Origin of the sequence: Actinomycetospora flava (genome assembly GCF_037400335.1) — a bacterium.
Lineage (GTDB): Bacteria > Actinomycetota > Actinomycetes > Mycobacteriales > Pseudonocardiaceae > Actinomycetospora > Actinomycetospora flava.
Window position 1 is genome coordinate 34,673 of sequence record NZ_JBBEGM010000007.1, and the last position, 18,572, is coordinate 53,244.

Here is an 18,572-nt window from a genome sequence, read left to right on the forward strand (position 1 = left end):
ACAGGGGCCGACCGGTGGTCACCGGCCGGACGGGAGTCACTCGGAGACGGTCAGACCCATCGACCGGGCGGTGCCGGCGATGATCTTCGACGCCTGGTCGAGGTCGTTGGCGTTGAGGTCCTGCATCTTGGTCTGCGCGATCTCGCGGACCTGCTCCTGCGTCACCGAGCCGACCTTCTTGGTGTGCGGCGTCGGGCTCCCGGACTTCACGCCGGCCGCGGCCAGCAGCAGCTTCGCCGCCGGCGGGGTCTTGAGCGTGAAGGTGAAGGAGCGGTCCTCGTAGACCGAGATCTCGACCGGCACGACCTGACCGCGCTGCGACTCGGTCGCGGCGTTGTAGGCCTTGCAGAACTCCATGATGTTGACGCCGTGCTGACCCAGGGCCGGGCCGACCGGCGGGGCCGGCGTCGCCGCGCCGGCGCTGATCTGCAGCTTGACGACTGCGGAGAGCCGTCGCTTCTTCGGGGGCATGACTTCCTCGTTGTTGCGGTTGAGCGACACGGAGCCGGCGGAGCCGGCGCCGATATCAGGGTCGGGTTCAGATCTTGGAGACCTGGTTGAACCCGAGCTCGACCGGGGTCTCCCGGCCGAAGATCGAGACGAGCACCTTGAGCTTCTGGGCGTCGACGTTGACCTCGGAGATGCTCGCCGGGAGCGTCGCGAACGGGCCGTCCATGACGGTGACCGACTCGCCGACCTCGAAGTCGACCTCGACCGCGGGCTTGCCGGCGGTGTCCTCGGCGCCGGCCTTCTCCGCGCCCTTGGCCTTCTTCGGCGTCTCCTGGCGGGGCAGGAGGAACTTGACGACCTCGTCGAGGGTCAGCGGTGACGGCCGCGAGGTGGCGCCGACGAAGCCGGTGACGCCCGGGGTGTTGCGCACCGCGCTCCACGAGGCGTCGTTGAGGTCCATCCGCACGAGGATGTAGCCGGGCAGCACCTTGCGCTGGACCTGCTTGCGCTGCCCGTTCTTGATCTCGGTGACCTCTTCGGTGGGCACCTCGACCTGGAAGATGAAGTCCTCGACGTCCAGCGTCTGGACACGGGTCTCGAGGTTGGCCTTCACCTTGTTCTCGTAGCCCGCGTAGGAGTGCACGACGTACCAGTCGCCGGGGGCCAGGCGCAGCGAGTCCTTGAGGGCCTGCGCCGGGTCGACCTCCTCCTCCTCGACCTCGGCGGCCTCGGCGGAGACCGGCGCCTCGTCGACCTGGAGGTCGTCCTCGGTGTCGTCGCGGGCCGCGACGTCGCCCGTGCCCGCCGACTCCTCGGGCAGGTCGGAGTCGGCCTCGTCGGCCGGGGCGCCGAGGGCGGCGCGCGCGGCCTTCAGGTCGGCCTCGGGGTCGACCGCGTCCTCGGCGTCGTCGGAGTCCTCGGCGTCGTCGGCGTCCTCGGCCTCGCGCGCCTCCTGCGCGGCGCGGGCCACCTCACCGTCGTCAAGGGTGGCGGGGCGCTCCTCGGTGCTGATGTCGGAGCCCTCACGCACCATGACGCCGCGCGTGCGGGACTCGCCGACGAGCTCGGGCTCGCCGCCGTCGGGGGTGCCGTTCTCGGGCTCTGCGCCGGATCCTGCGGAGGTCACTTCTCACTCACTTCCTTTGCACGGCGGGCACCGCGGTGCCCGGCCGGCCGCTCGGCGGAACGGTCAGCCGAAGAGGGCGAACACGGCCTTGGCGAAGACCCAGTCGAGGCCTGCCACCAGCGCCACCATGAACGACACGAACACGAGGACGACGAACGTGTAGACCACGATCTGCCGGCGGGTGGGCCAGTGCACCTTGCGGAGCTCGGCCACGACCTCGCGCAGGAAGCGCTGCAGGCGGGCGAACACCGACCCCTGCGCCGCCTGGGTGCGGTCCCGGGTCGGGGTGGACGTGCCCTTGCCCGACGGGCGACCGCCGTCGGTGTCCGCGTCCCCACCGCTGCCGTTGCCGGCCGCGTCCGCGCGCCGTCGACGGCCGGCGGCGGTGACCGGACGCGCGTCGTCGTCGTCGCTCGCGCGCCGACGCCGGCTGCTGTCCTCGCTCACTGCGCCGTCCTCACCGTCCTCGTCCAACCACCCGCCTCGTCGGCGGGCCTCACCGTCGCGGTGCAGGGGCGACAGGACTTGAACCTGCAACCTGCGGTTTTGGAGACCGCTGCTCTGCCAATTGAGCTACGCCCCTGTGGCGCTCCCGAGGGAGCGCCGTGGTCCGGGCCGAGGTCGATCCACACGACGACGAGCGCGCGGGAGCGACGGACGATCCGTCCCGGTGAGCAATGCTACGTCAAGCGCCACGCCCGCCCGGCGCCGGGGCAGCGCAGCCGCCCGGGCGGCGGAACGCCCTGGGGCCTTCTCCTAGGATACCGGGACATGACGTCGTCGTCCTCGGCCTTGCACCCCTCCGCCACCGACCGCCGCATCTCGGCCCGTGTCGGCGGCATCGCGGAGTCGGCGACGCTGGCGGTCGATGCGAAGGCCAAGGCCCTCAAGGCGGCCGGGCGCCCGGTGATCGGCTTCGGGGCGGGCGAGCCCGACTTCCCCACCCCGCAGCCGGTGGTCGACGCCGCGATCGCGGCGTGCTCGGACCCCAAGAACCACCGCTACTCCCCCGCCGCCGGTCTGCCCGAGCTGCGCGACGCGATCGCGGCGAAGACCGCCCGCGACTCGGGCTGGCAGGTCGAGGCGCGCCAGGTCCTCGTCACCAACGGCGGCAAGCAGGCCGTGTTCGAGGCGTTCGCGACGCTGATCGACCCGGACGACGAGGTGCTGCTGCCCGCGCCGTTCTGGACGACCTACCCCGAGGCCGTGCGCATGGCCGGCGGGAACCCGGTCCAGATCGACACCGACGAGTCGACCGACTTCCTGCCGACCGTCGAGGCGCTCGAGGCCGCGCGCACGCCGCGCACGAAGGCGCTGCTGTGGTGCTCGCCGTCGAACCCCACCGGGGCCGTCGCGCCGCGCGAGCTCGTCGAGGCCGTCGGGCGCTGGGCCGCCGAGCACGGCATCTGGGTGATCGCCGACGAGATCTACGAGCACCTCGTCTACGACGGCGCCGAGCACGTCTCCATGCCCGTCGCGGTGCCCGAGATCGCCGACCGCTGCGTCGTGCTCAACGGCGTCGCCAAGACCTTCGCCATGACCGGTTGGCGGGTCGGCTGGATGATCGGCCCCGCCGACGTGGTCGCGGCCGGCATCAACATGCAGTCGCACCTGACCTCGAACGTCTGCAACGTCGCCCAGCGCGCGGCGCTCGCGGCGGTCACGGGCCCGCTCGACGCGGTGGCCGAGATGCGCGCGGCGTTCGACCGCCGCCGGCGGCTGATCGTCGAGCTGCTCTCGGGCATCGAGGGCGTCACCTGCCCCGTCCCGCGCGGCGCGTTCTACGCCTACCCGTCGGTGGCCGGGCTGCTCGGCAAGGAGCTCCGCGGCGAGCGACCGCAGACCAGCGTCGACCTCGCCGCGCTCGTCCTCGAGCACGCCGAGGTGGCCGTCGTGCCGGGCGAGGCGTTCGGGACCCCGGGGTACTTCCGCCTGTCCTACGCGCTCGGCGACGACGACCTGCGCACCGGGGTCACCCGCATGGCGGACCTCCTGGCCGAGGCGAAGTAGGACCCGCGATCATCATCCGACGCGTCGGTCCCGCCGGGACCTCCAACTCATCCGAGGAGAGCCGGTGGGCCGTCGGCCGATCGTCCTGCGCCTGTTCCTCGCCGTCGCCGTCGGGCTCCTCGGAGTCCTCGTCGCGCCCGTGGCGATGGGCGCCCCGGCGGCCGCCGGGCAGGCCTACGTCGCGCTCGGCGACTCCTACACGGCCTCGCCGCTGACCGGCGCCCCGGCGGGCCCGCCGCCGGGCTGCCTGCGCTCGGCGAACAACTACCCGCACCTCGTCGCCGAGCGCACCGGCGCCCAGCTCACGGACGTGAGCTGCAGCGGCGCGCGGACCCGGGACTTCGCGGCCCCGCAGGCGGTGCAGGGCGGCGAGAACCCGCCGCAGTACGACGCCCTCGGCGCCGGCACCCAGCTCGTCACCGTCGGCATCGGCGGCAACGACATCGGGTTCTCCGAGATCGTGCAGGCCTGCGTGAGCCCGACCCCGTTCGGCACCCCGTGCCGCGACAAGTACACCCAGGGACCGCACGACGAGCTCTCGGCGCGGATCGACGACCTCGGCGACCGTCTCGACGACGTCCTCGACGAGGTCCACCGCCGCGCCCCGGACGCGCGCGTCCTGCTCGTCGGCTACCCCTCGGTCCTGCCGGCGGAGGGGCCGGGCTGCTACCCGGTCGTGCCCTACACCCCCGGCGACGTCGAGTACCTGCGCGGCGTGCTCTCGCACCTCAACACCGAGATCGCCGATGCGGCGTCCGACGGCGACGCGACCTACGTCGACACGGCCACGCCGACCCGCGGCCACGACGTCTGCGCCCTGCCCACCGAGCGGTGGATCGAGGGCCTCATCCCGACGGCCCCCGCCGCACCCGTGCACCCCAACGCCGCCGGCTCCGCGGCCCTCTCCCGCGCGGTGCTCGCGACCCTCGGCGTCCCGGCCGCGGACTGAGCACCTCGCCTGGAACGAACGAACGGCGCTTTCGCTGCTTGCGTAGCAGCGAAAGCGCCGTTCGTTCCTCAGGGGGCGCAGTGAAGGACCCAGCGAGCTCCGGCGGACCGGCGAGCGCGGGGACCTAGCGAGGGCGGACGGTGGCGACGGCCTTGCCGAGCACGCCCTTGCCGTCGAAGGTCGCCGAGACGCTCAGGGTGCGCGTGCCGTCGTCGGCGACGTCGGTGACCTTGGCCCCGAGCTCGACGGTGGCGCCGGTGTCGTCGTCGGGGACCACGACGGGGCGCGTGAAGCGGGTGGAGAAGGACACGACGGCGGCGGGGTCGCCCGCGAGGTCGGCGACGTAGTCCGCCGCCAGCGACATCGTGTACATGCCGTGGGCGATGACGCCCGGCAGGCCCACCTCGAGCGCGACGCGCTCGTTCCAGTGGATCGGGTTCTGGTCGCCCGAGGCGCCGGCGTAGGCGACGAGGTCGGCACGGGTGATCGTCACCGTGCGCGGTTCGAGCTGGTCGCCTGCGCTCGCGTCGGTCACCGCGCTCACGAGGAGCCCTCCGGCTCGGCGCGACCGACGAGGGTGGCGCGGGTGGTGAGCACCTCGGCGCCGTCGGCGTCGGTGACGTCGACGCGGAACGTGATGACGTCGTTGCCCGCCAGGTCACGGATGTCGTCGACGGCGACCACGGAGGTGACGACATCGCCCGCGTAGAGCGGGCGGGTCAGCTCGACCGACTGGTCGCGGTGGACGACGCGCGTGAAGTCGAGGCCGAGCGCCGGGTCGTCGACCACGCGCCGGGTCGCGGGCCAGGTGAACACCACCGGGAACGTCGTCGGGGCGACGACGTCGCGGTGGCCCGCGTCCCGGGCCGCGTCACGGTCGTGGTGCACCGGGTCGTCGGCACCGATCGCGGTGGCGAACTCCCGGATCTTCTCCAGCGAGACCTCGTAGGTCTCCGCGGGCCAGGAGCGGCCCACGAACGACGCGTCGAGCGGCACGCGTCAGCGGGTCTCGCGGTGACCGCGGTGGGTGCCGCAGTGCGGGCAGAACTTCTTGATCGTGAGGCGATCGGGGTCGTTCCGCCGGTTCTTCCGCGTGATGTAGTTGCGGTTCTTGCACTCCTCGCAGGCCAGCGTGATCTTCGGACGGATGTCGGTGGTGGCCACGGAGGTTCCTCTCGTCACGGTGTTGCAGCAGCGTCCGCGGGACGGACCCACGGCCTGAGTGGTAGCGGTGGCCGGACTTGAACCGGCGACACAACGATTATGAGCCGTTTGCTCTACCGACTGAGCTACACCGCCGCCGCGGTGAGCGCCCGTCACATGACGAAGCCGGCGAACCCAGGTTCGCCGGCACGCTCACCGAGAGCCCCTTTACGGAATCGAACCGTAGACCTTCTCCTTACCATGGAGACGCTCTGCCGACTGAGCTAAAGGGGCCTGCCCCGCAGGGTCGTGCACCAGACTACAGGGCGCGTCACGCGATCAGCGTCCGGGGTCCGGCGGTCTGGCCGGGCTCGCCCGGGTGCACGTCGAGCGAGTCGAGCCAGGTGTCGAAGCACCGCGCGGGCAGCGGGCGCGAGACCAGGTAGCCCTGCGCGACGTCGCAGCCCATCTCGGCCAGGGCGACGCGCACGGCCGCCTGCTCGACGCCCTCGGCGACGACCGTGAGGCCCAGGGTGTGGCCCATCTCGACGATCGCGCGGACGACGGCGACGTCGCCGTACTCGGTGCCCATCCCGAGCACGAAGCTCTTGTCGATCTTGACCTGGTCGACGGGGAGCCGCCGCAGGTGGGCCAGCGAGGACTGGCCGGTGCCGAAGTCGTCGACGGCGAGGTGGCAGCCCAGCGCGTGCAGCCGACGCAGCACGGGCAGCGCGACCTCCCGCTCGGAGGACACCCCGGACTCGGTCAGCTCGAGGGTGAGCAGCTCGGCGGGCACGCGGTGCGCGTCGAGCAGCGAGGCCACCTCGTCGGGGAAGTCCGCCGCCCCGAGGTTGCCGACCGAGACGTTGACCGCCACCGACAGCCGCATCCCGCGGTCGAGCCAGCGGCGCGCGGCCGCCAGCGACTCGTCGAGGACGAACGAGGTGAGCTCGGAGATCTGCCCGGTGGCCTCGAGGACGGGCACGAACTCGTCGGGCAGCAGCAGGCCCAGCTCCGGGTGGTCCCAGCGCGCCAGCGCCTCGACCCCGACGACGGTCCGCGCGCCGAGGGAGACGACCGGCTGGAAGTCGACGCGGACGTCGCGGCGGGCCACGGCGGCCGAGAAGCCGCGGATGAGACGCAGGCGGCGGGCCGCCCGCTCCCCCATGCTCGGCTCGTAACAGCGCACCGGGTCGCCGCCGTCGCGCGTCGCGGCGAGGGCGACGTCGGCGCGGCGCAGCAGCGCGGCCGTGCGCTCCGGACCGGCGGGGACGTCGGCGAGCCACGGCCCGTCGGCGGCGACCCCGATGACCACCGGCGGCTCGAAGCGCACGCCCTCGACGAGGTAGGGCGCGAGGAGCCGCTCGCGCAGGTCCTCCGCGGCGGTGTGGGCGTCGTGGCCGTCGACGCCGGGCAGGAGCACGGCGAAGGTGTCGCCCTCGAGGCGCGCCGCGACGGGCGGGACGCCGCCGAGGACGGGCAGGCGCACGCTCACCATCCGCTCGGTGGCCAGGCGCACGAAGACCTCGCCGCGCGCATGCCCGAGGGTGTCGTTGACCTGGCCGAGCAGGCGCAGGTCGACCACCGCCACCGCACCGCCGGGCGCGGGGTCCGCGTGCAGGAAACCCTCGCGGTTGAGCAGACCGGTCAGCGGGTCGCGGTACGCGTCGCGACGCAACCGGTCGGCGAGCTCCGCGGCCTCGACGTCGTGGCGACGCCGCCGGGCCCACTGGACGAGCAGGCCGATCACGGCACCGACGACCACGAGCACGAGAAGGCCGCCGAGCACGACCACGGCGACGGGCGAGACGTCGGCGGGCGCGGCGAGCAAGGGGATGACACCGGGGCTGACTGATGACGCCACGGGGACGTGGCTCACGGCACCACTCCCCTTCCCGGTCGTCCCCCGACGTTCGCCGGACGTGGATCACGCGTGCGCGTGTCCCGCGGTGCCGCCGACCTCATCTTCGCCGTGTTCACGGTCGGCAACAAATCGTGACCACTCGACCGCTCAGTAGTTCACTCGCCCGGACCATCATGCACCCTCTACCCGCTCCAACGATGACCCACCGGTACAGATGTGCACGACGACGCAGTCCGTTGGTGTCGTTCGGGCGAGGACCACCCGACCGGCCCAGCGCCGTCCACCGTCGGGCGGCCCCGAGCTCGCGTCTCTGGTGGGATGGCCGGACGGCTCCGTGAACGGGAGCGCGATCGGGAACGGGGTGCGGCGTGGCCGACGAGGGGCGCGGGACCGTCAGCGGGGTGCGGGCGGGGATCGTGGCGACCGGCAGCGAGCTGCTGACCGGGCGGATCACCGACCGTAACGGCCCCTGGGTGGCCGAACGTCTCGGCGAGCTCGGCGTCGAGGTGTCCCACCTCGTGCTCGTCGGCGACCGCGGCGAGGACATGGCGGCGGCGCTGCGCTTCCTCGCGGGCGACGGCATCGACCTCGTCGTCACCACCGGCGGGCTGGGTCCGACGGCCGACGACCTGACCGCCGAGGTCGTCGCCGCCGAGACCGACCGGCCGCTCGAGCTCGACGAGCACATGGAGAAGGTCGTCGGCGACATCATCGCCAAGTTCGCCGACCGTCTGCGCTGGGACGCCGACGCCCTCGCCGCCGCCAACCGCAAGCAGGCGATGGTGCCGCGCGGCGCGACGCCGATCCGCCCGGCCGGCACCGCCCCCGGACTCGCGGTGCCGCCGCACCCGGAGCGCGGCGGCCCCACGGTGCTGGTGCTCCCCGGCCCGCCGCGCGAGGTCCGCGCGATGTGGGACGAGGCGCTGGCGACGGAGCCGGTGCGGGAGATCCTCGCGCGGACGGCTCCCTACGCCGAGACGCACCTGCGCCTGTTCGGCGTGCCCGAGTCCGAGATCGCCGCGACCCTGCGCGACGTCGGCGCCGAGGTCGACCTCGCCCCGCTCGAGATCACGACGTGCCTGCGCGACTTCACGCTCGAGGTCGACCTGCGCCACGCGCCGGGGTCGACGGCCGCCGCGACGGCCCGCGACGCGGTCGTCGCCGAGATCGACCGGCGGCACGGGAAGGCGGTGTTCTCCCGCACCGGCCAGACGATCGACGAGCTGCTGTTCGAGCTGCTCGACGGGCAGGTCGTCGCGACCGCCGAGTCGTGCACCGGGGGTCTGCTCGCCGGGCGGCTGACCGCGCCGGCGGGTGCGTCCGCGCACGTGGCGGGGGGTGTCGTCTCGTACTCGAACGACGCCAAGGCCGACGTGCTGGGCGTGCCCCGCGAGCTGATCGAGGCGCACGGGGCGGTGTCGCCGCAGGTCGCCGAGGCCATGGCCGACGGGGCCCTGGCCCGCTTCGGCGCGACGATCGCGGTGGCGATCACCGGCGTCGCCGGGCCGGGCGGGGGCACCGAGGCGAAGCCGGTCGGCTACGTCTGCTTCTGTGTGCGCACCGCCGACGGGCGGACCCTGGCCCGCGACCCCGTGCTGCCGGGCGAGCGGGGCGACGTCCGGGAGCGGTCGGTCGTGCTCGCGATGCACCTGATGCGGCGCGTGCTCACCGGCGAGGGAGTGCCCGCGCCGGTGTAGCGCGCTATGATCGACGGAAGAATACGGACGCTCGGTGTCAGCGACGCCACGTCGCTGACACGTCAGGTGACGCGGGCGATGAAGGTGCTGACGTCGTCGAGGACCTCGTCGCGGTGGGTCTCGTTGAGCACCTCGTGCCGGGCGCCGGGGTCGATGCGCGTCGTGTGGTCGCTGCCGGCGAGCTTGTCCATCACCGGGCGGGTGGAGTCCAGCGGCACGAGCTGGTCGTCCTCGCCGTGCACCCAGAGCACGGGCAGCGCGCCGAAGCCGGGTCCGGCGGCGATCGCGTCGACCGAGGCCACGAACGCCTCGAGCGTCGGGCGCTTGAACGCGCCGTGCCACACCAGCGGGTCGGCGGCGTAGGCCTCGCCGACCGCGGGGTCGCGGGAGAGCACCGCGGGGTCGATCGGGACCTCGGGAATCGGGTCGTACTCGAGCAGCCCGAAGATGCCGGGGCTCCCGCCGACGACGGGGCCGGTGAGCACGAGCCCGGCGAGCACGTCGGGGTAACGCTGGGCGTAGCGCGCCGCGATCAGCCCGCCCATCGAGTGCCCGAGCAGCACGATCGGCAGGTCCGGGTGCTCGTTGCGGGCGACGCGGCGGACCTGGTCGAGGTCCTCCACGACGTCGGAGAAGTCGTGCACCAGCACCCGCTCGCCGTCCGAGCGCCCGTGGCCGACGTGGTCGGGCGCGTAGACGACGGCGCCGTCGCCGGCGAGGCGGTCGAGCACGTGGGCGTAGCGCCCGGAGTGCTCGCCGTAGCCGTGGGCGACGAGCACGATGCGCCGCGGCGCGCCGTCGGGGTCGCGGCGGCGCACCACGATCGTCCCGCGCGTGCCGTCGATGTCCAGGTCGGTCTCGGTGCCGGTCATGCGGGTGTCTCCAGGAGTCGAGGAGCGGCGGTCACGCCGAGGACGGCGTCGACCACCAGGTCGGGGTCGTCCCACATCGGCACGTGACCGACGCGGGGCAGGCGCACGAACTCCGCGCCGGGCAGGCGCTCGCGCAGCGCGACGCCGTGGCGCCGCCAGGGGATCAGGCGGTCGCGGCCGCACCAGGCGACGCGCACCGGACAGGGCAGGGAGGGGAACGGTGCGACGCCGCCGTGCTCGGCGGCCCCGTCGAGCAGCTCGTGGAGGATCACGCAGCCGGCGAGGTCGTCGAAGAGCTCGCCGACGTCGTCGGTCGGCACCCGGTCGCCGCGCTCGAGCACCCGGGCCAGCAGCAGCCGGCGCAGCCACGGCCGGCGCGCCGCCGCCCGCAGGCGTGCCGACCCGGCGACCGCCGCCCCCACCCGGAACGACCACACCAGCCGCCGCAGGTCCCACGCCGAACCCCAGCCCCCGGCCGGCGACAGCGCCACCACCGAGCGCGCCCGTCCCCGCCGCGCGAGCTCGAGGGCCACCCAGCCGCCCAGGGAGTTGCCGACGAGGTGGGCGGTCGGCATACCCGCCGCGTCCATGCGCGCCTCGACGTCGTCGACGATCCCCGCGACGCCGACCGGCTCGCCGTCGGGCCATGCCGCGCCGCCCCGGTGCCCGGCCATCGTCGGGACGAGGACGTCGTGGTGGGCCTCGAGCGCCGCGCGGACGGGGTCCCAGGCGCGCGCGGACATGCTGGCGCCGTGCAGGAGGACCAGGGGTTCGAGCGTCATGAGCGGACCAGCGCCAGGACTTCCCCGAACCCGTCGGACAGGTCCTGCTCGAACCCGGCGAGGTCGTCGAACGACGCCGCGTCGAGGTTCGCGGCGACGCAGCACGTGTCGCCGTGGGTGACCATCGCGATCATCGCCGCGCAGCCGGGCAACGGGGCGAACGGATAGCTGCGCAGGATCCGCGCGCCCGCGAGGTAGGCGTCCTCGCGCAGGCCGGGGATGTTGCTGGCCTGCAGGTCGTTGCTCTTGGTCGCGCCGCCCCCGAAGCCCGCGACGACGGCGCCGGGGAGGCGCGCGAGCCACGGGGAGACGACCTCGACGCTCTCGAGGGCGGGCTGGGCGAGCGCCACCTTCATCCGCCGGCGGACGTCGGCGATCCGGGTCGCGGGGTCGACGATCCCGACCGGCGCCGAGAGCCGGGCGGGTGCGAAGTGGTTGCCGCCGGGCTCGTGCTCCTCGCGGCGGATCGACACCGGCAGCGTCACCGGCATGAGGCGGTCGAGCGCCAGCGGGTCGCCGCGGCGCTCGGAGTACCGGCGGAACGCCCCCAGCAGCGCCGCGAGGTAGGCGTCGTTGACCGACCCGCCGGCCGACTTCCCCGCCGCGCGCAGCTCGGCGAACGGCACGTCGAGCGTGCGGAACCGCCACGACGGGCTGCGGTGGGCGAGCACCGGCAGCGGCGGCGCGGGCGGCGGCGAGAGCACCCGGGCCGCCGACACCAGGTAGGCGCTCACGTCGCGCACCGCGCGGTCCGGGCGCACCAGCGACGCCGCCACCCCGAGCAGCCCCTTGGCGGCGCCGCCGACCAGCCCGAGATCACTGCGGACCTGGCGCGCCACCTCGCGCGACCACCCGCCAGGCGGCGCCTCGGGCGGCGGGGGCTGGGGCTTGTCGGTCATCGGCTCCCGCGTGCGCGAGTGGATGCCGGCCAGCAGCTGCGCGAGGCCCATGCCGTCGGACAGGACGTGGCTGAGCTTGAACAGCAGGGCCGCCCCGCCGTCGGGCAGCCCGCCGACGATCGTCGCCTCCCACAGCGGCCGCGACGAGTCCAGCGGCGTCATCGCGATCTGCTCGGCGAGCGTGAACAGGCCGGGCAGGCCCGCGCCCTCGGGCAGCCGGAGGCGGCGCAGGTGGTAGTGCAGGTCGAAGTCGGGATCGAGCGCCCAGTACGGCGTGCCGGCCCCGAGGAACGGGGTGACGATCCGTTCCCGGAACCGCGGCACCACCCGGGACGCCCAGTCGGTGGCGGCCACGAACCGGTCCCAGTCCGGCTCGAGGTCCAGCGTCTCGACGAGCACGACCGTCGAGCGCATCCGTGGGTCGGCCTCGACGCGCCACATCAGCGCCTCGAAGCCGGTCAGCTCCTCCGAGCGCGACCAGAGCAGGCGGCCGTCGTCGCCGCGGGGAGGCGTCGGGTCGAGACTCATCGTGCCCCCTCCAGCACGGCGACGAAGCGGTTCCGGACGTCCTCGACGTGCTCGGTCAGCGTCGCGGCCGTCCAGTCGGAGGTGTCGACGGGCTCGAGCACCTCGACGTGCACCGTGCCCCCGCGCAGCGTCTGGTGCCCGCGCCACATGACCTCGCCGGCGTCGTGGATGACGATCGGGACCATCGGCACGCCGGCCTGCATGGCGATGTGGAAGGCGCCCTTCTTGAACCGCCCCAGCCGCGGGGTGGGCGAGCGCGTGCCCTCGGGGGCGATCGCGAGCGACCAGCCCTCGTCGCGCAGCTTGCGCACCGCGGGCTCGAGGGCCTCCTTCGCCTGGCGGGTGTTGCCGCGGTCGACGAAGGCCACGCCGGCGAGCTTGAACATCGCGCCCCACAGCGGGATCGAGGCGGCCTCCGCCTTCGCGACGCCGGTGAACCCGCCGCGCAGCAGCTTCATGAGCAGCGCCACGTCGATCTTCGACTGGTGGTTGAAGACGAACACGCAGGGCCGCGCCGACCACAGGTGCTCGGCGCCGGTGACCTCGACGTCGATGCCGGCGAGCGCCAGGCCGACGTCGCCGGTCACCGAGCACGTCAGGTCGACCATGTGCCGGCGGGAGCGGCGCGCGAGCCCGACGGCGGCGGCCGTGCCCGCGGCGCCGGCCAGCGCGCCGTAGAACCCGGCGGTGCGCAGGACGTCGCCGGGCGTCGCGAGCGTGCCGCCGCGGGGGGCGACGGGCAGCACGGGGTGCCCGCCCTCGCGGGGTGTCGCCGACACGACCACCGGGTGCTCGGCGACCGCGAGCAGCGCCTCCGCGTCCGGCCCGGCGTAGGCGAACGTCACCGGGCGCCCGTCGAGGGCCGCGGCCCTGCGGTCACCGAGGAGCACGGGCCCGGCGAGCTCCCCGGTGTACGTGCCCTCGCCGACCGCCACCTCGGTCGCGATCAGTTCGTCGGCCTCGAGGTCCTCGGCGATCGGTGCGAGCACCGGACGCGGCGCGTGCCCGACGAGCACGACGTGGTGGCCGGCGCGGCGGTGCTCGAGCACCAGCGACCACATCTCCGGGCGCAGCGCGGCACCGAGGTCGTCGCGCAGGACCGCGCGCGCCCGCCGGGCGAGCGTGGGCTCGTCCTCGCCCGCCCATCCCGCGACCAGCCGGCGCACGGCGGCCTCGTCGTCGGCGGCACCGGCCAGGAGCGCGACGTCGCCGGGCACCGCGCGCCACGCGGTGCGCCCCGCGCGCAGGGCCTCGCCGGCGTGCGCGGCCACCGCCGAGCTCGCGAGCAGGGCCGTCTCGTCGACCACGGCGACGCTGCCGACCGGGGCGGCGCGGACCGCGGCGCGCCGGGCGTCGAGCTCACTGCTGCCCGGCACCGGGCACCCCTCCGAACACCGCTGCCCGCAGCTCGCCCTCGCGCCGGCCGGCGCGGCGCAGGCGGTCGCGGATCGCGGCGACCTCGTCGCGCCAGGCCGCGCGGGCCTCCGGCGTGGCGTCCGCCCCGAGCAGTCCGCGGTTGTCGGCGGCCCGCAGCGCGGTGGAGAACAGCTCGCGGGACACGACGTCGGCGCCGTGGAGGCGCTGCTGGCGCCACCACTGCTGCCCGAGCCCGGTGCAGGCGTCGAGGAAGGAGTCGCGGTCCTCGAGACCTCCGGAGTGGTCGGCCAGCACGCTCGCGACCACCCACTGCGACTCGACGAACGGCAGCAGCGTGCCGGGGGCGACGAGCAGGTCCGCCTGCCCCAGGATCACCGCCGGCCCGTCGGGAGCGGCGATCGCGTCGCGCCAGTCGGGGGCGAGCCGGTCGAGCTCGGCGAGCAGCTCGTCGCGGAAGTCCCGCTTGCGGGAGAAGAAGAAGTCGAACTTCAGCAGGTCGCGCAGCGCGAGCGCCGCCTCCCAGCAGGCCTCGAGGACCGCGTCGCCCGCGAGGTCGCGGCCGGTGTCGACGACCGCGAGCAGCGCCAGCTCCAGCACGGCCCGGGTGAGCAGGTGGTGCAGCACGCCGTTGCGGTAGAAGGCGGCGACGTGGTGGCGGTCGGCCCCGATCGACCACACCGTCTGCGGGCCGCCGTCGAAGCGCTCCACGACGCCGACCGACACGAGCCGTTCGAGCGTGTCATCGAGGGCCTCGTCGGAGCCGAGGTCGCCGATCGCCGGGAGCCGCTCGAGCAGCGTGCGGACCGGCTCGACCACCCCGCGGACCTGCTCGAAGGTCAGCGCGCGCCCGCCGGCCCCGAGCAGCGCGAACGTGACCACCGACGTCGGCGTCACCGGCGTCGACCGGTTGATCCCCACGCAGATGCGGAACGCGACCTTCTCCAGCTGCGAGCGGCCCTCGCCCGCCTCGTCGAGGGCGGCGCGCAGGGCGATCGGCTCGCCGAAGCGGATCCGCGCCGAGCCGATGCGCCGCTGCTGGTCGCGCATGTAGCCCGCGAGCCAGCCGAGCCCCTCGGCCTTCTTGCCCGCCCCGCCCTGCTCGGCGGCGAGCGCCCCGACCTCGTGGAGCTGGTCGTAGTGCAGCGACACCGGGACGAGCAGCGGGTCGCGGCCCGGCGAGTCGGCCGGGAGCTGGTCGGCGGCGTCGACGAGGTAGCGCAGCAGCCCGTACTTCGGCGGCCGGAGCTTGCCGGTCCGGGTGCGGCCGCCCTCGATGTACCACTCGAGGTTGAAGCGCTTGTCCAGCAGATGACCGAAGTACTCGCGGACCGCGAACTTGTAGACCGCGTCGTCGCCGAAGCTGCGGCGGATGAACACGATGCCCGCGCGGCGGCCCAGCGTGCCGAGCGGCCAGAACGCGAGGTTGTTGCCGCCGAGGACGTGGTTGCGGGGGAAGTCGTGGGCGTGCAGCACCTCGGCGAGCACCAGCGGGTCGGCGTAGCTGCGGTGCGAGGGCAGGAACACCAGCGGCCGGGCCCGGCCCTGCTCGCGCAGGCTCTCCAGGCTCGACGCGTCGACGTCGAGGTCCCAGGCCTTGCGGTGCAGCGGGCTCATCACCGAGCGGAACGTCTCGATGGCGGGCGGGCTCTGCACCGCGGCCATCTCCGCCAGGCACGACGCCGTCCGCGCGAGCACCTCGTCGACCGACAGGTCGAGCTCGCCGGCCAGCGCCGCCGCCCGCTCGCGGACCGCGGCCGAGGCGACGATCTGCTCGGCCATGAGCCGCGGCACCTTGTAGCGGTCGCCGGTCAGCCGGCGCTCGGCACGGTCGCAGGCCAGCGTGGCCCGGCGGCGCACGAACGCGACGAAGCCGGCGCCGTCGGGCGCCCCGAGCTCGCGGTCGCCCTCGCGCCGTAGCTGCTCGACCGTCGCCGCGTCCCCCGCGACCACCCGCCCCCGCGACGCCGACCAGCCCCGCACGCGGGCGTGCGCGTGGCGCAGCCCGCGGCGGCGCGCGCTCAGCGAGAGCAGGTCGGTCAGCGCCGGCGGGTCCGACGAGTCCCGCTCGGCCGGCGGCCACACCACGCGGACCGGCACCACGGTCGTGTCCGGCCCGGCGCCGTCGAGGGCGCCCGCGAGCTCGCGGCCGTCGTCGGTGACGACCCGCACCCCGTTCTCGCCGTACGTCGTCGCGGTCCACTCACGGACGAGCTCCCGCTCGACCCGCGACCGCGCTCCGGACAGGACCACCGTCGATGGTCGAGCTCCGGCAGGCTTCGTCTCCCGCGTCGGCACCACGTCGTGCCCCCCTCATCGCCCGCGTCCCGTCCGGGACGAGCCTCAGCCCCCGAGCGCGCAGGGCATCGTCTTCACCGCGTGCACGAAGTTGCTCCGCAGCATCTCGGGCTCGCCGACGCTCAGGCCCGGGGCCCGCGTCAGGAGCTGCGAGAAGATCTGCCGCAACTGGGTGCGCGCGAGCATGTTGCCCATGCAGAAGTGCGGTCCGCCACCCCCGAAACCGACGTGCGGGTTGGGGTCGCGTGACAGGTCGAAGCGCTGCGGGTCGGCGAAGACCTCGTCGTCCCGGTTGCCCGACTCGTAGAACATGACGACCTTGTCCCCCGCCGCGATGCGGTGCCCGCGCAGCTCGGTGTCCTCGACCGCCGTGCGCCGGAACGTCAGTACCGGCGAGGCGTGCCGGACGAACTCCTCGACGGCGGGGCGCATCCGGCCGTCGAGGTCCTCGGTGAGCCAGGCGCGCTGGTCGGGGTGCTCGGTGAGCCGGCGCATCGAGTGGGCGATGGTGTTGCGGGTGGTGTCGTTGCCGGCCACCGACAGGAGCACGAAGAACGCGCCGATCTCGGGATCGGTGAGGGTCTCGCCGTCCACCTCGGCCGCCACGAGGTTGGTCATGAGGTCGTCGCGGGGGTCGCGGCGGCGGGCCTCGACGAGCTCCATCGCGGGGCCCAGCAGGTTCTGCAGGGCCTGGCCGGCGGCCGCCACCGGGTCCTCGAGACCGAGGTTCTCCAGCACGTCCGGGTCGTTGGTGGCGACGAGCAGGTCGGCGGCCTCGGCGAGCGAGTCCTGGTACTCCTCGGGTGCGCCCATGAGGTCGTAGATCGTCCCCATCGGCAGGCGCTTGGCGACGAGCTGGACGAAGTCGCCGTCGGACCCGTCGGAGAGGTGATCGAGCAGCTCGTCGACGATCGTGCGGGCGCGCTGGGCGATGCGGTCCTCGACCCGGGCCACCTGCTTCGGGGTGAAGGCCGCGCTGACGATCTTGCGTAGCTTCGTGTGCCGGGGCGCGTCCATCGCGAGGAACGACTGGGTCGCCTCGAGGATCTCCGGCGGCGCGTCCTGGAACTGGACGCCCTGCCCGGAGCAGAACAGCTTCGGGCTCTTGCTGACGTGGCCGATGTCCTCGTGCCGCACGACGGCCCAGAACCCCGGGTCGTCGTCGCCGGGCATGAGCATGCCCTCCGGCGGGCGGTGCCAGGAGATCGGGCGCTCGCGCCGGAGCTCGGCGAACGTCGCGTCCCGCTCGGTCATCGACCGGCCCCAGAAGTCCAGCGAGGACAGGTCGAGGGGGTCGAGGTCGGGCTTCGGTGCCGTGGTGGTCACGTGCTCGCTCCCTGCTGGGCCTTCGCCTCCCGCTGCTGCCGGCGCTGCTCGGCGAGCTCGAGGGCGTCCTCCCAGGTCTTGCGCCCGCCGATGAGGCGCCGGTACTTCATGACCTCGGCCGGCATGTCGACGGCCAGCGCGCCGACGATCCGGTCGCCGGCGCGGTAGATCGCGGTGAACGGCCCGCCCTCGGCGTCATCGCCGGCCACGACCTCGATGTGGTCGCCCGCGGCGATCCCCACGAACTGGACGCGGCCGTCGTACCAGTCCGACCAGAAGTACGGGACGGTCTCGTAGGCCTTCGCCGCCGTCGGGTCGACCGCGTGGCGGGCGGCGCGCCCTCCCTGGTCGGCGGCCGAGGTCCAGTGCTCGAGGCGCATGGTGCCGTCGACCACGTCGGTGAACAGCGCGTTCGGCCAGCGCGCCACGTCGCCCGCGACGTACACGCCGGGCGCGGCCGCGAGCGTCTCGTCGGCGACGACGCCGTCGTCGACCGTGAGCCCGGAGCCCTCGAGCCACTCGGTGGCGGGTCGGGCGCCGATGCCGACGACCAGCACGTCGGTGTCCACCTCGGTGCCGTCGCCCAGGCGCACCGCGCGCACGTGGCCGTCGGTCGACAGCACCTCCTCCACCGCCACGCCGGTGCGCACGTCGGTGCCGTGCCGGCGGTGCAGGTGGGTCAGCGCGCGCCCCATCCGCTCGCCGACCGCCCGGGCCAGCGGCGTCTCGAGGGCCTCGAGGATCGTCACCTCGAGCCCCAGCTTCCGGCCGACCGCGGCCACCTCGGAGCCGATGAACCCGGCGCCGACGACGGTGAGCCGCTGCGCGTGCTCGGCGCGCAGGGCGGCGCGCAGGGCGATCGCGTCGTCGAGGGTGCGCACGGTGTGCACGCCCTCGAGGTGCTCGGTGCCGGGCAGGGTGCGCGCGTGCGCACCGGTGGCGATGACCAGGCCGTCGTAGGAGAGCGTGCGGTCCCCGACGGTGACGGTGCGCGCCCCGGTGTCCAGGGCGCTCGCCGGCGTGCCGAGCACCAGCTCGACGTCGAGGTCGCCGGCGAACGTCTCCTCCTCGCGGTAGCGCGGATCGGAGATCTCGTCGGCGGAGAGGTACTCCTTGGACAGCGGGGGCCGGTCGTAGGGCAGGTGCTCCTCGGCGCCGACCAGCGTCACGTCGCCGTCGAAGCCGTCGCGCCGGACGGCCTCGACGGCCCGGAGCCCGGCCAGCGACGCCCCGACCACCACCAGGTGCGTCACG

Annotated in this window: 17 protein-coding genes and 3 tRNA genes; 3 read left to right on the top strand and 17 right to left on the bottom strand. The window is 74.3% G+C overall.

Annotation, left to right across the window (positions count from 1 at the left end; genetic code table 11):
• Nucleotides 1-36: 36 nt before the first annotated feature.
• From rplK to WCD58_RS17240, 4 genes are all read right to left on the bottom strand, one after another.
• On the bottom strand, nt 37-471 hold the full coding sequence (gene rplK, locus WCD58_RS17225) for a 50S ribosomal protein L11 (protein ID WP_337704291.1): 435 nt from the start codon (nt 469-471) through the stop codon (nt 37-39).
• A gap of 67 nt (nt 472-538) precedes the next feature.
• Nucleotides 539-1,483 (bottom strand): transcription termination/antitermination protein NusG, encoded by a 945-nt coding sequence (nusG, locus tag WCD58_RS17230; RefSeq protein WP_373696245.1) that lies wholly within the window; start codon nt 1,481-1,483, stop codon nt 539-541.
• 156 nt (nt 1,484-1,639) lie between these two features.
• Nucleotides 1,640-2,023, bottom strand: a complete 384-nt coding sequence (secE, locus tag WCD58_RS17235) for a preprotein translocase subunit SecE (protein ID WP_337704293.1) — start codon at nt 2,021-2,023, stop codon at nt 1,640-1,642.
• Between the two features lie 63 nt (nt 2,024-2,086).
• A tRNA-Trp gene (locus tag WCD58_RS17240) sits at nt 2,087-2,159 on the bottom strand.
• A gap of 188 nt (nt 2,160-2,347) precedes the next feature.
• Here WCD58_RS17240 and WCD58_RS17245 point away from each other — a divergent pair.
• Together WCD58_RS17245 and WCD58_RS17250 are read left to right on the top strand one after the other, a co-directional pair.
• On the top strand, nt 2,348-3,586 hold the full coding sequence (locus WCD58_RS17245) for a pyridoxal phosphate-dependent aminotransferase (RefSeq protein ID WP_337704294.1): 1,239 nt from the start codon (nt 2,348-2,350) through the stop codon (nt 3,584-3,586).
• A gap of 64 nt (nt 3,587-3,650) precedes the next feature.
• Nucleotides 3,651-4,535 carry an SGNH/GDSL hydrolase family protein gene (locus tag WCD58_RS17250; protein ID WP_337704295.1) on the top strand — a complete coding sequence of 295 codons (885 nt, stop codon included), beginning with the start codon at nt 3,651-3,653 and terminating at the stop codon, nt 4,533-4,535.
• A gap of 124 nt (nt 4,536-4,659) precedes the next feature.
• On the opposite strand, the gene WCD58_RS17255 is transcribed toward WCD58_RS17250, so the two are convergent.
• The 6 genes from WCD58_RS17255 to WCD58_RS17280 all read right to left on the bottom strand — a co-directional run bounded on the left by WCD58_RS17255 (nt 4,660) and on the right by WCD58_RS17280 (nt 7,557).
• Nucleotides 4,660-5,070, bottom strand: coding sequence for a MaoC/PaaZ C-terminal domain-containing protein (locus tag WCD58_RS17255; RefSeq protein WP_337704591.1), 411 nt, complete (start codon nt 5,068-5,070; stop codon nt 4,660-4,662).
• A gap of 5 nt (nt 5,071-5,075) precedes the next feature.
• Nucleotides 5,076-5,531 carry an FAS1-like dehydratase domain-containing protein gene (locus WCD58_RS17260; protein WP_337704296.1) on the bottom strand — a complete coding sequence of 152 codons (456 nt, stop codon included), beginning with the start codon at nt 5,529-5,531 and terminating at the stop codon, nt 5,076-5,078.
• 3 nt (nt 5,532-5,534) lie between these two features.
• The gene (gene rpmG, locus WCD58_RS17265; RefSeq protein ID WP_116708438.1) at nt 5,535-5,699 is read right to left on the bottom strand and encodes a 50S ribosomal protein L33; all 165 of its coding nucleotides are present in this window, start codon (nt 5,697-5,699) and stop codon (nt 5,535-5,537) included.
• 59 nt (nt 5,700-5,758) lie between these two features.
• Nucleotides 5,759-5,834 (bottom strand) — tRNA-Met (locus WCD58_RS17270).
• 65 nt (nt 5,835-5,899) lie between these two features.
• Nucleotides 5,900-5,972: transfer RNA gene (locus tag WCD58_RS17275), tRNA-Thr, on the bottom strand.
• A gap of 37 nt (nt 5,973-6,009) precedes the next feature.
• Entirely contained in the window at nt 6,010-7,557 is a 1,548-nt protein-coding gene (locus WCD58_RS17280) for a putative bifunctional diguanylate cyclase/phosphodiesterase (protein ID WP_337704297.1), read from the bottom strand.
• Nucleotides 7,558-7,910: 353 nt separating this feature from the next.
• Between WCD58_RS17280 and WCD58_RS17285 the strand changes: the two genes are divergently transcribed.
• Complete coding sequence (locus WCD58_RS17285; RefSeq protein ID WP_337704298.1) at nt 7,911-9,239, top strand: competence/damage-inducible protein A; 1,329 nt, start codon at nt 7,911-7,913, stop codon at nt 9,237-9,239.
• A gap of 62 nt (nt 9,240-9,301) precedes the next feature.
• On the opposite strand, the gene WCD58_RS17290 is transcribed toward WCD58_RS17285, so the two are convergent.
• The 7 genes from WCD58_RS17290 to WCD58_RS17320 form a co-directional block, all read right to left on the bottom strand.
• Complete coding sequence (locus WCD58_RS17290) at nt 9,302-10,111, bottom strand: alpha/beta hydrolase (RefSeq protein WP_337704299.1); 810 nt, start codon at nt 10,109-10,111, stop codon at nt 9,302-9,304.
• Nucleotides 10,108-10,893, bottom strand: a complete 786-nt coding sequence (locus WCD58_RS17295) for an alpha/beta fold hydrolase (protein WP_337704300.1) — start codon at nt 10,891-10,893, stop codon at nt 10,108-10,110. The genes WCD58_RS17290 and WCD58_RS17295 overlap by 4 nt, the downstream gene beginning before the upstream one ends.
• Nucleotides 10,890-12,320: a wax ester/triacylglycerol synthase domain-containing protein gene (locus WCD58_RS17300; RefSeq protein ID WP_337704301.1), complete on the bottom strand. Its 1,431-nt coding sequence runs from the start codon at nt 12,318-12,320 to the stop codon at nt 10,890-10,892. The genes WCD58_RS17295 and WCD58_RS17300 overlap by 4 nt, the downstream gene beginning before the upstream one ends.
• Nucleotides 12,317-13,696, bottom strand: coding sequence for a 1-acylglycerol-3-phosphate O-acyltransferase (locus WCD58_RS17305; RefSeq protein WP_337704302.1), 1,380 nt, complete (start codon nt 13,694-13,696; stop codon nt 12,317-12,319). Before WCD58_RS17305 ends, WCD58_RS17300 begins: the two co-directional genes overlap by 4 nt.
• Complete coding sequence (locus WCD58_RS17310) at nt 13,680-15,947, bottom strand: glycerol-3-phosphate 1-O-acyltransferase (RefSeq protein WP_337704303.1); 2,268 nt, start codon at nt 15,945-15,947, stop codon at nt 13,680-13,682. Before WCD58_RS17310 ends, WCD58_RS17305 begins: the two co-directional genes overlap by 17 nt.
• 90 nt (nt 15,948-16,037) lie before the next feature.
• A complete protein-coding gene (locus tag WCD58_RS17315; RefSeq protein WP_337704304.1) occupies nt 16,038-17,318 on the bottom strand; it encodes a cytochrome P450 in 1,281 nt (426 codons plus the stop codon).
• A complete protein-coding gene (locus WCD58_RS17320; RefSeq protein ID WP_337704305.1) occupies nt 17,315-18,571 on the bottom strand; it encodes an NAD(P)/FAD-dependent oxidoreductase in 1,257 nt (418 codons plus the stop codon). Before WCD58_RS17320 ends, WCD58_RS17315 begins: the two co-directional genes overlap by 4 nt.
• Nucleotide 18,572 lies beyond the last annotated feature (1 nt).

Excerpts from the sequence above, each read along its gene's own strand:
- rplK (WP_337704291.1), bottom strand. The coding sequence starts at position 471 with ATGCCCCCGAAGAAGCGACGGCTCTCCGCAGTCGTCAAGCTGCAGATC.
- nusG (WP_373696245.1), bottom strand. The coding sequence starts at position 1,483 with ATGGTGCGTGAGGGCTCCGACATCAGCACCGAGGAGCGCCCCGCCACC.
- WCD58_RS17245 (WP_337704294.1), top strand. The coding sequence starts at position 2,348 with ATGACGTCGTCGTCCTCGGCCTTGCACCCCTCCGCCACCGACCGCCGC.
- WCD58_RS17290 (WP_337704299.1), bottom strand. The coding sequence starts at position 10,111 with ATGACCGGCACCGAGACCGACCTGGACATCGACGGCACGCGCGGGACG.
- WCD58_RS17295 (WP_337704300.1), bottom strand. The coding sequence starts at position 10,893 with ATGACGCTCGAACCCCTGGTCCTCCTGCACGGCGCCAGCATGTCCGCG.
- WCD58_RS17300 (WP_337704301.1), bottom strand. The coding sequence starts at position 12,320 with ATGAGTCTCGACCCGACGCCTCCCCGCGGCGACGACGGCCGCCTGCTC.